Annotated in this window: 10 protein-coding genes; 2 read left to right on the top strand and 8 right to left on the bottom strand. The window is 71.5% G+C overall.

Annotation, left to right across the window (positions count from 1 at the left end; translation table 11 throughout):
- Positions 1–102: 102 nt before the first annotated feature.
- The 8 genes from ABZ794_RS21890 to ABZ794_RS21855 form a co-directional block, all read right to left on the bottom strand.
- Positions 103–894: a maleylpyruvate isomerase family mycothiol-dependent enzyme gene (locus ABZ794_RS21890; protein ID WP_357517242.1), complete on the bottom strand. Its 792-nt coding sequence runs from the start codon at positions 892–894 to the stop codon at positions 103–105.
- Between the two features lie 110 nt (positions 895–1,004).
- Entirely contained in the window at positions 1,005–2,498 is a 1,494-nt protein-coding gene (locus ABZ794_RS21885; RefSeq protein ID WP_210786772.1) for an MFS transporter, read from the bottom strand.
- A 33-nt stretch (positions 2,499–2,531) separates the two neighbouring features.
- Positions 2,532–3,161: a TetR/AcrR family transcriptional regulator gene (locus tag ABZ794_RS21880; protein ID WP_210786774.1), complete on the bottom strand. Its 630-nt coding sequence runs from the start codon at positions 3,159–3,161 to the stop codon at positions 2,532–2,534.
- Positions 3,162–3,313: 152 nt separating this feature from the next.
- On the bottom strand, positions 3,314–4,660 hold the full coding sequence (locus ABZ794_RS21875; protein WP_357517239.1) for a glycosyltransferase: 1,347 nt from the start codon (positions 4,658–4,660) through the stop codon (positions 3,314–3,316).
- Positions 4,657–4,839 (bottom strand): hypothetical protein, encoded by a 183-nt coding sequence (locus ABZ794_RS21870; protein ID WP_210786778.1) that lies wholly within the window; start codon positions 4,837–4,839, stop codon positions 4,657–4,659. The genes ABZ794_RS21875 and ABZ794_RS21870 overlap by 4 nt, the downstream gene beginning before the upstream one ends.
- A 380-nt stretch (positions 4,840–5,219) precedes the next feature.
- The gene (locus ABZ794_RS21865; RefSeq protein ID WP_357517237.1) at positions 5,220–6,119 is read right to left on the bottom strand and encodes a Gmad2 immunoglobulin-like domain-containing protein; all 900 of its coding nucleotides are present in this window, start codon (positions 6,117–6,119) and stop codon (positions 5,220–5,222) included.
- Positions 6,116–7,519, bottom strand: coding sequence for a HAMP domain-containing sensor histidine kinase (locus ABZ794_RS21860; RefSeq protein ID WP_357517235.1), 1,404 nt, complete (start codon positions 7,517–7,519; stop codon positions 6,116–6,118). Before ABZ794_RS21860 ends, ABZ794_RS21865 begins: the two co-directional genes overlap by 4 nt.
- A gap of 11 nt (positions 7,520–7,530) precedes the next feature.
- Complete coding sequence (locus tag ABZ794_RS21855) at positions 7,531–8,211, bottom strand: response regulator transcription factor (protein WP_210786784.1); 681 nt, start codon at positions 8,209–8,211, stop codon at positions 7,531–7,533.
- A gap of 165 nt (positions 8,212–8,376) precedes the next feature.
- Here ABZ794_RS21855 and ABZ794_RS21850 point away from each other — a divergent pair, with 165 nt between their 5' ends.
- Together ABZ794_RS21850 and ABZ794_RS21845 are read left to right on the top strand one after the other, a co-directional pair.
- A complete protein-coding gene (locus ABZ794_RS21850) occupies positions 8,377–8,733 on the top strand; it encodes an L-rhamnose mutarotase (RefSeq protein WP_238689605.1) in 357 nt (118 codons plus the stop codon).
- A 221-nt stretch (positions 8,734–8,954) separates the two neighbouring features.
- The gene (locus tag ABZ794_RS21845) at positions 8,955–9,782 is read left to right on the top strand and encodes a peptidoglycan-binding protein (RefSeq protein ID WP_210786788.1); all 828 of its coding nucleotides are present in this window, start codon (positions 8,955–8,957) and stop codon (positions 9,780–9,782) included.
- The last annotated feature ends 390 nt before the right edge of the window (positions 9,783–10,172 follow it).

Here is a 10,172-nt window from a genome sequence, read left to right as displayed (position 1 = left end):
CCGCCCGCGGGGGTGCGGGGGCCCCCCCCCCACCGCTGGGGGGTGGGGGTGCCGGGGGCGGGGGGGGGGGGGGGGCCCCCCCCCCCCCCCCACGGCCGCTGGTCAGAAGCCGACGAAGACTCGGCGCAGGTCGTCGACTGTGACCGAGCCGGTCACCTGCACCCCGGCGGGAGTGTGCTGGGGGCCCAGCCGTCCGGTGGCCAGCCGCAGCCACGCCTCGGCCGGGGCCACCAGCTCCCCGTCGGGGCGCTCCGGCGCGTCGACGATCTCGACCTTCTCGCCCAGCCGCAGCCCGAACGTCCGCTCGGGCGCGTGCAGCCGGACCAGCAGCGTGGCTTCCCGGCCCGCCAGCTCCTGGGGTCGGCTGGTCCAGGCCAGCATGCCGCCGATCTGGTCGAGCAGCAGCGCCACCGCCCCCGGCGTCACCGCCGCGAACCTGTTGAACGCGACCTCGGCGTCCCACTGGTGCAGGGCGAACTCGCTGAGCCGGAACCGGGCCGCGGTGGCCACGTCGACCGGCTCCGGCAGGAAGCCGAGGTCGATCCGCATCGAGGCCCGGGTCTCGGTGTCCAGCGCCTCGTACGCCTCGACCAGCCGTTCGTTGGTGGCGAGGAACCCGGCGGCGTGCTCGGCCGGGGACATCGCGTCCCAGCGTGCCCAGACGCCACGGTTGAAGTCCCCGTCCGGGCCGGGCGCGCCGGAACGGGCGGCGTCCAGCGTCGCCAGGTTGATCTCGGCGCCGCTGCCCAGGTGGCTCAGCACCTGGGAGACCTGCCACTCGCTGGCCCCCGACGGCCGGAGCAGGTCGTCCTCCTTGAGGTCCCGTACGAGCGCGGCGAGCTCCTCGTGGCCCGCGCGCAGAGCTGTGATGATCTGGTCAGCAGGGGTCGACATGGATCTCCTCAAACGGATTTTCGGCTATGGTCCGGACGCTACCGGACGTGGCCGCCGGCGGGCCGGCCCCGGGGTCGGGCCGCTCCGGCCGTCGGCCACGTCGGTCAGGCTCAGCCCATGTGCACTGTGTTGCCGGTCGGGATGTCCTCCTTGCGGACCTTCACCAGGACCAGGGTGGCCAGTCCGGCGAGCACGATCAGCGCCGCGCCCCAGGCGAAGGCCACCCGGTAGCCGTGCACGAGCGCCTCGACCTGGTTGACCGGGTTCGGCGCCCGTCCGACCAGATAGGCGGCGACCGCGCTGGTGTAGAAGGTGTTCAGCAGCGCGGTGCCGAGCGAGCCACCGATCTGCTGGGTGGCGTTGAGCGTCGCGCTGGCCGCGCCGGCGTCGTGCTCCGGCACCCCCACCAGGGCGAGGCTGGACAGCGGGACGAAGGTGAAGCCCAGCCCCAGGCCCAGGACGACCTGCGCGGGCAGCAGGTGGGTGAGGAACGAGGTGTCCACGTCGATCTGGGTCAGCACCAGCATGCCCAGGGCGGCGAGCGCCGAACCGGCGACCATCAGCGGCTTGGCACCCAACCGGGGCATGAGCTGGCTGGCGCCACCCGCGGCGATCAGCACGCCGACGGTGACCGGCAGGGACGCGAGACCGGCTTCGAGGGGCTTGTACTGCAGCACAACCTGGAAGTAGAAGGTCAGGAAGAGGAACGCCCCGAACAGGCCGGCGCCGATCAGCGTCGAGGTGAGGAACGCACCGCCCCGGTTGCGGTCCAGCAGGATCCGCAGTGGCAGCAGCGGGTGGCTGGAGCGCAGCTCGATCACCACGAAGACGGCGAGCAGCACCACGCCCGCGGCGATGAAACCGAGCGTCGCGGTGGCGTCCCAACCGTCCTCGGCGGCCTTGGTGAAGCCGTAGACCAGGGAGACCAGGCCGGCGGTCACCACGATCGCACCGGGCACGTCGTAGCGGGTGTTGCCGTGGGCCCGGCTCTCCGGCACCAGCGGCAGCGCGAAGGCGATGGCGATGGCGGCGACCGGGATGTTGACCAGCAGGCACCAGCGCCAGTCGGCGTACTCGGTGAGCACCCCGCCGAGCAGCAGGCCGACCGCGGACCCACCGCCGGCGATCGCTCCGTACACCGCGAAGGCCTTGGCCCGCTCGGTGGCCTCGGTGAACAGGACGGTGAGCAGCGCCAGCGCGGCCGGGGCGAGCAGCGCGCCGAAGGCGCCCTGCAACGCGCGGGCGGCGAAGAGCATCTCACCGGTGGTGGCCAGACCGCCCAGGGCGGAGGCGAGCGCGAAACCGGTCATGCCGACCAGGAAGGTGCGCTTGCGCCCCCAGTAGTCGGCGATGCGACCGCCGAGCAGCAGCAGACCACCGAAGGCCAGCGTGTACGCGGTGATCACCCACTGCCGGTTCGCGTCGGTGATCCCCAGGTCGGCCTGGGCCTGCGGCAGCGCGATGTTCACGATCGTGGCGTCCAGGACGACCATCAGCTGTGAGACCGCGATGACCGCCAGCGCGATCCAGCGCCGCGGGTGCGGTGCGCCTGTCGACGCCCCGGCGTTGGGCGCGCCGGGCGCGGTCGAGGTGGTTCCGGGCATGGTGAAGCCTTCCGTGTTGCGAATATCGGTGAATCAGGCCGGCGACGGACGGTCGTGCTGATAGCGGAGTACCGGGATCAGCACCTGGTCGACGACCTGGGTGAGGAACGCGTCATCGGCGGGTAGGCCGTGCGCGACGATGCGGGACATGGTGAGCGCGGGTGCCAGATCGTGGAACAGCTCCCGCTCGCCGGCCTCCGGCGGGATCTCCCCGCGGGCGGCGGCCCGGACCAGGATGGCGGTGCTTGCCACCCGCCCGGCCGGCAGCACCTGGTGACGCACCAGACGTTCCAGCTCGGGGTTGGTCCGCATGGCGAAGGTCAACGCCTGCATGAGGTCGCAGTCGGCCGTGCAGATCGCGGCCGTGGCCCGCAGCAACTCGATCAGGTCCCCGCGCAGGGAACCGGTGTCGGGCGGGTTGTGGACACCCACGTGCCGGTCGCGCAGGGCGGCGACGACCAGCTCGGCCTTGCCGTCCCAGCGTCGGTAGATGGTGGCCTTGCTGACGTGGGCGCGGGCGGCGACGGCGTCGATGGTCATCCGGTCGAAGCCGACCTCGCGCAGGGTGTCGATGACGACGGTGAACAGGTCGCCGTCCGTGCAGCGCGGGGCCCGGGCTGCCGGAACCCCGGCGCCCGCGCCCACCTGCTGACCACCCAGCATGCCGACCCCCCCGCGAAACGATGTCGTACTGACCCTAGTTCGCGGTTGGCTGATCGTGCAGGGTTTCGTGAGTTGCCTCGCACCCAGCCGACGAAACGGTCACGTTTCACACGGCGTCATGCCAGGTGTCAGGTTCAGCACGGGTCGCGTGGTCAGGAACCCAGCGCCACTTCCACCTTCTTGCGGGTGCCCCAGCCGGTGCGCCAGCAGGTGGCGATGCCGTACCAGCGGATCGCTCGCAGCACGACCAGGGCGAACACCACAGCGACGGGCGTGAGGAGCCAGGTGCCCCACTGGTAGGCCGTCGACTGGTCCGATCGTCGCACCGTCATGTAGCGGAGCGCCTGCCCGTACCCGACGATCAACGGCACAGCCACCAGCCACGGAATCGCCCGCGGGTCGGGGTCGATGATCGGCGACAGGATCGCGACCGCCACGAACAGCACCGTCGCGACCACCGTGGCAGCCCAGCGCAGCAGATGCAGCCACCACGCGATCGACAGCAATGACAGGTACCGGACCCGCCACCAGGTCCTGATGAAGCTGCCGCGCATCCAGCGCAGGAACATCCGGCAGAAGTGCCCGGTGTTCTCCGGCATGAGGGAGAACGCGAACGCCGACGGCTGCTGCACGGTGCGTCCCCGGACCATCGCGAAGAGGGTGAGGAGGGAGTCGTCGGAGAAGGGCACCCGCTGGCCGAAGAACGTCTCCGTCAGATACGCGCCGAGGTTGTCGCGAACCACCTCCGCGCGGTAGGCGGCGATCGGGCCCGAGTTCACCCACACGCACCCGAACACCGACAGCGACGACCGGTCGGTGAGCTGCCCGGTCACCAGCCACAGGTCGGTGAACCGGGTGAGGAAGCTGCTGCGCACGTTCGCGGCCATCACCACCCCCGCGACGGACTGCACCGCCGGATCGGCGAAGGGCTTCAACAACTCCCTGAGGGCGCTCGGGTCCGAGATGGTGTCCGAGTCCACCGTCCAGTAGACGTCGGCTGCCGGTGTCGACCGCACCGCGGCGGCCTGGGCGTGCCGTTTCCCGGCATTGGGCTGGATGTGCCAGGCGGCGATGATCCCGTGGACGGGGGCGACGTCGAGAAACCACCGCTTGATCGGCTGGTAGCCCTCGGTCAGCTTCGACCCGTCGTCCACCACGTAGATGGTGTCTGGTCTGCGGGTTTGGAAGATCATGGATTCGAGGCAGGCCCGCAGCGCGCCCGGATCCTCGTTGTACGCCGGCACGATGCCCACCACGTGCAGAGCGTCGAGGTGCCCCTGCATCCGGTCGGTGACCACTGCGGGCTTCTCCAGATAGGAGGTGCCGAGCTGCCAGATCAGCAGCAGGAACATGGCGGCGTACGCGAAGGTGAAGCGGTGACCGCCTCCGTTGATGGCGCCGATCACGGCGAGGACGTGATGGGCGCTCCACGCCGCCGCGGCGGCCAGGACGACCGCCGCGGCGAACAGGACACGACCTTTCGTGACGCTAGCGGTCACTGGCCGACCGACTGCTTACGACGGAACGTCATCCGGATCATGATGAAGCCGATGAGGACGGCGGTCGCTCCGGTGAGGGCGATGGTGAGCGGCAGGGGAAGTGCGTAGCTGCCGATACCGGCCGCGCCGCCGATCGTGACGACGCCCATACCGGTACGGGGAAGGCTGCCACCGGACATGATGTATCTCCGCTCTGTGAGGGATGGTGAGGCTGTCGCGGCGACCGGTACGACTCCAGTGTGGCCCGGCCGTCACGGGGCTGAACAGCGAATATGACTGTGCGCAATGACGCGCTCACGTTGGCAAACATGTCCACCCAGGTCAATCTCGAAGGTCAGGGGAACGGTCGTCCGGCCAAGCCCGACGAGCCGTCCCGCTGCCGGCGTGTCGGAGACGTTCCCACCGGCTCCACGGCACCTGGCCTGCGCTTTCACCGCGTGGCCGCGCCAGCCCGGTGAATGCCGGCGAGGATCTGCGCTGTCGGGTAGACGTCAGCGCCGCGCGTCGCTGTCGACAAACGGATGACGCACCGGGTTAACACTCTCTTTGGGCGAGGCGGTCAGTCGCGGGGTGCGAGGACCACCGGCACCGCCATCGTTTTGATCCGCGCGCCGTTCTCGGCGGACACCTCGTACACCTCGACAGTGCCCTTCTGTTCGCGGACCGGGCGCCAGCCGACCACCACGCGGTACCCGCCCCGGCAGCCGCTGCCGCAACTGGCGGTGCCGAAACCGGTGGCCACCTCCCGGCCGGCGGCGTCCAGCACCCGGACGCTCACAGTGGCCTCGAACACGGTGGCGGTGCCGGTGACGACGAGCGGGGCGGACACGCGCTCGCCGGGGATCGGGCCGGTGACCACGATCGGTGGCAGCAGGTCCGCGTAGTCCGCCCGGTCGACCGGGGCCGCGCCGTCGAGGCGGACCTGACGCACGCTGGGGAACTGGGTGAGCGTCCACACCACCTGCGCCTCGCGCAGCCGCCGGGTGGACGGGTCGCCGACGGACGGCACCCGCAGCGTCGCCACCTCGTCGGCGATGCGGGTGACCTCGACGCCGGTCGGAAGGAGGGTGATCATCCCGGCGGCCGCCTCGGCCGAGCTCGGCCCGGCGGCCAGTTCGGTCAGCGCCAGCCGGGACGTCGCGACAGTGGCCGGCCGGGTGCGCCGGGTCGGCACGAGCAGCCCGGCGCGGACGTACCACAGCTCGATGGTCACCGGATCCGGTCGGCGCGTGCCGGTGGACGCCGCCGGCGGCGGACCCGGCGGCCGGTTCGTGGGTGGTGGCGTCGGTGCCGCGGCCCGGGTCGGCGTGCGCTCCGGGCGGTCGGTGGGTGCGACGCTGGGCGGCGGCGCCGTGGGCGCCGGGCCGAGGTCGCCGGAGCGGGGAGTGCCGCAGCCGCCGAGCAGGAGCGCCGCGACCAGCGCCGACACGCCCGGCCCGACCGCGCCACGGCCGGTCATCCCGCAACGCCCGGCGGGCCGGGGGGACCGGCAGTGGGCAACTCCAGCCGGAACCGGGTGCCCTCGCCCGGGTCGCTGCGCACGCTCAGCGCGCCGCCGAGCAGCTCGGCGTGCTCTTGGGCGATGGCCAGCCCGAGCCCACTGCCGGGCGCGGAGCGGGACGGATCGACCTGGTGGAACCGGTCGAACACGCGGGGCAGATGCTCGGCCGGGATGCCCGGCCCGTCGTCGATCACCTCGAAGACGACCAGTGATCCGGCGCCCGCCACGCTGGCAGTGATCTCGCCACCGCCGTGCTCGACCGCGTTGGCGACCAGGTTGGCCAGCACGCGCTCCAGCCGACGCCTGTCGGTGCGCGCCGCGACCGGATCACCGGTGACCCGCACGCGCGGCGACCAGCCGCGCGCGGCGACGATGCCGTGCAGCAGCGCCAACGCGTCGACCGGCCCGACAGCCACCTGCTCCCGCCCGGCGTCCAACCGGGAGATCTCCATCAGATCCTCGACCAACCGGCGCAGCCGGACCACGTCGCCGACCAGCAGCCGGGCCGCCGGCCGGGCGTCGTCGGGTAGTTGGTCGAGGTGCTCGCGCAGCAGCGACGCCGCGGCCACCAACGCGGTCACCGGGGTACGCAGCTCGTGCGCGACGTCGGCGGTGAACCGCCGCTCGCGGGCCTGCGCGGCCGACAGCGCCGCGATCTTCGACTCCAGTGCCTCGGCCATCTCGTTGAACGTCGCCGCCCAGACGCTGAACTCGTCGCGCCCGCGTACCGGCAGGCGGGTGGCGAGCAGGCCCTCGGTGAGCGCTCGGGCGGCCCGGCTGGCCCGGCCCACCGGCTCCAACGTGCGGCGGGCCAACGCGTGACCCACCGCGGCGGCGAGCAACACCACGAGCACCCAGCCGGCCACCAGCGCGGTGCGTAGCTGACCCAGATCGGTGGCGACGTCGTCTTCCACGGTCAGGACGTACAGCTCGGCGGTCGAGCCGGGAATGCGCCCACCGATCACCAGCAGCCGAGGACGCTCCTTCGGCGCGGAGCGCTGATAGCCGAGCCGCCCGTCCGCGACGACGGCCCGCAACCGGGTGCCCAGCTCCGGGGCGTACGCGGGGTGCGATGCGCGGGTCGGGCCGTCGACGAGCAGCACGTGCCGACCGCTGGCCTCGAAGCTGGTGAGCAGTTCGGTGCTGCGTTGCTCGGTCAGCGGCAGGAACTGCCCAGCGAGAACGAGGTGGTAGCGGGCGTCGGCGGCGGCCTCGTGCAGCGACGCGTCCAACCAGGACTGCCGCAGCAGCAGCCCGGTCCCGCCGGCGAGCAGCCCGGCCGAGACGCCGGCGACCAGGACGAACGCGATCGTCAGCCGGCGTCGCAGGCGCCCGGGGAACACCGCGCGTCCGGCCATCGCCGCCCCCGTCAGCCCGTCGAGAGTTTGTAGCCGGCACCGCGTACGGTCCGGATCAGCAGTGGCTGCGCCGGGTCGTCCTCGATCTTGGCCCGTAACCGCTGCACCGCCACGTCGACCAGTCGGGAGTCGCCGAGGAAGTCGTGGTTCCAGACCAGGTCCAGCAGCAGCTCCCGGGTGAAGACCTGACCGGGCCGGCGGGCCAGCTCCAGCAACAGGCGGAACTCGGTGGCGGTGAGCGCCACCTCCTGGCCGTGCCGGCGGACCACGAAGCCGCCCGGGTCGATCTCCAGGCTGCCGACCTCGATGACTGTCGAGGGGGCCGGCACGCTCACCCGGCGCAGTACCGAGCGGACCCGGGCCACCAGCTCGGGCAGGTCGAAGGGCTTGCGCAGATAGTCGTCCGCGCCGCACTCCAGCCCGACCACCACGTCGATGGTGTCGGTGCGCGCGGTCAGCATCAGGATCGGCACCTGGCTGGTCCGCCGGATCTCCCGGCAGACCTCCAGACCGTCCAGCCCCGGCAGCATGATGTCGAGCACGATGAGGTCGACCGGGTGGGCGCGGAACGCGGCCAGGGCCTGCCGCCCGTCGACCGCGGTGTCGACCCGGAAACCGGCGCGGCGCAGACCGAGGGCGGTGATCTCCCGGATCGAGAAGTCGTCCTCGACCACCAACACGCGGCCCTCCATCACCCGAGGGTAGACCTGGCGCCACGGTGCGTAGTCCTGGCGAAACGGCCGACATCGGTGGCCGGCTGGTCACCTCTGGGCACTGCCCAACCGCTACTTTCAGGTGCCTTCGGCACCCCTGAAACAGCTCACACGAAAGGGCACGACGTGAAACGTCATGGCTGCGTGATCCGACTCCGCCCCGAGCAGCGGGAGACCTACCTGCGGTTGCACGCCGCCGTCTGGCCGAGCGTGGAGAAGACGCTGCGCGAGGCAAACTTCCGCAACTACACCATCTTCCTCCACGACGACCTGCTCTTCGGCTACTACGAGTACGTGGGCGACGACTACGAGGCCGACCTGCGGCTGATCGCGGCGGACCCGCAGACGCAGGAGTGGTGGAAGCTGACCGACCCGTGTCAGGAGTCGATCGCCGAGCCCGGCTCGGGGGACTGGTGGGCCCCGATGCGCGAGGTCTGGCACCTGGCCGACGAGGCTGTCGGGCAGGCACCCGACCCGATCCAGCAGGGTTCTGGCAGCTAGCTGACGGGAGCTGCGACGGCGGCCCACCGACCTGCGACGGACGTGGGTCGGATGGGCGCCACCGGATGGTCGGGGCCGGCTGGTCCCGACCATCCAGGTCGACCGGCGGGAGGCGATCCCGAGGACATTCGTACGCCCCAGCGGGGTGACAACTCAGCTCCGTACATTGAAGAATAGCTTCATTCCGTCATGTCAATCTGTCGATATATTGCGGAGGAAGCGTGCTCACGAGAAGGAACCTGCTCGTCGCCGCAGGTGCGGCGGTGGTCGGTGCCGTACCGCTGGCCGGCCCGGCCACGGCCGCGTTGCCGCAGCTGGACATGGAGGCGCTGATCAAGGCGGCGCAGATCGACCCGCGTCGGGCGGACACCGCGCTGACCGAGGGGGCCAAGGACAGCGTCCTGCTGGTGGAGCGTGCACTCCAGGCGAGAGGGCTGCTCTCGTCGGCGTACGTCGACGGTCATTTCGGCACCAGCACGATCGCCGCGTACGCCGCGTACCAGCGGTCGCTGGGCTACACCGGTCTCGACGCCACAGGTCTTCCCGGCCCGTCGTCGCTGCGGTCGCTCGGGGAGGGCCGCTACACAGTCGTCAGGGCCATCTCGCCCGGCAGCGTGGTGACTCTGCGGGGCGTGCAGGTCAACACCCGCACCAGGTCGATGCTGTTCGAGGCCGAACGCCTGCTCGGCCGGCAGCTCGGCATCACGCAGGGCTCGTACAGCAGCGGTGTGGGCGCCTCCGCCGGCACGCACGACGGCGGCGGCGCGCTCGACCTCTCGGTCAGCGGTCTCTCCTCGGCGGTCCGGACGGACGTGTTGCGTCGACTGCGCACGGTGGGCTTCGCCGCGTGGCTGCGGACCCCGGCCCAGGGGGACTGGGGCTACCACATCCACGCCATCGCGCTCTCCGACACCGACCAGTCGACAGGTGCGCAGAACCAGGCCGGTGACTATTACCTCGGTCGTAACGGCCTGGCCAACCGGGGCGTCGATGATGGACCGGCGGTCAGCCCGAAGCGGACCTGGGAGGAGTACCAGCGCACGCTCTGAGGCACACCGGTTCTCGCACTTCGATGCCGGCTGCACGACAACGTCCGCAACGAGGACGTCTCGGTCGCCTCGGTCCACTGGCCGACCAACACCTGGCACGGCCCCGTGCGCCGACGAGAACATCAAGGAGGCCGACGAGGCGAGGGACCGCCTCGGCGGCGACCTGAAGATCGTCGCGGGTGATGCCAACGCCGAGCCTGAGGACGCCGGCTGGTCGAACGACGGCAAGGCCGACGGGTACCGCGACCTGACCGCCTACGCGAACTACTGACGACCCACCCAGCGGCACCGCACGCCGAGCGGCGTGCGGTGCCGCAGCCGGTTGAGCTGCGAGAATCGGTGGTCGGGCTCGTCCGCTATGTCCCGAGACTCCGTCGTCTCACGCCGACG

It is taken from the genome of Micromonospora sp. NPDC047187, assembly GCF_040643355.1.
GTDB classification, from domain to species: Bacteria; Actinomycetota; Actinomycetes; order Mycobacteriales; family Micromonosporaceae; genus Micromonospora; species Micromonospora salmantinae.
This window is presented reverse-complemented; position numbering and strand designations above follow the sequence as displayed.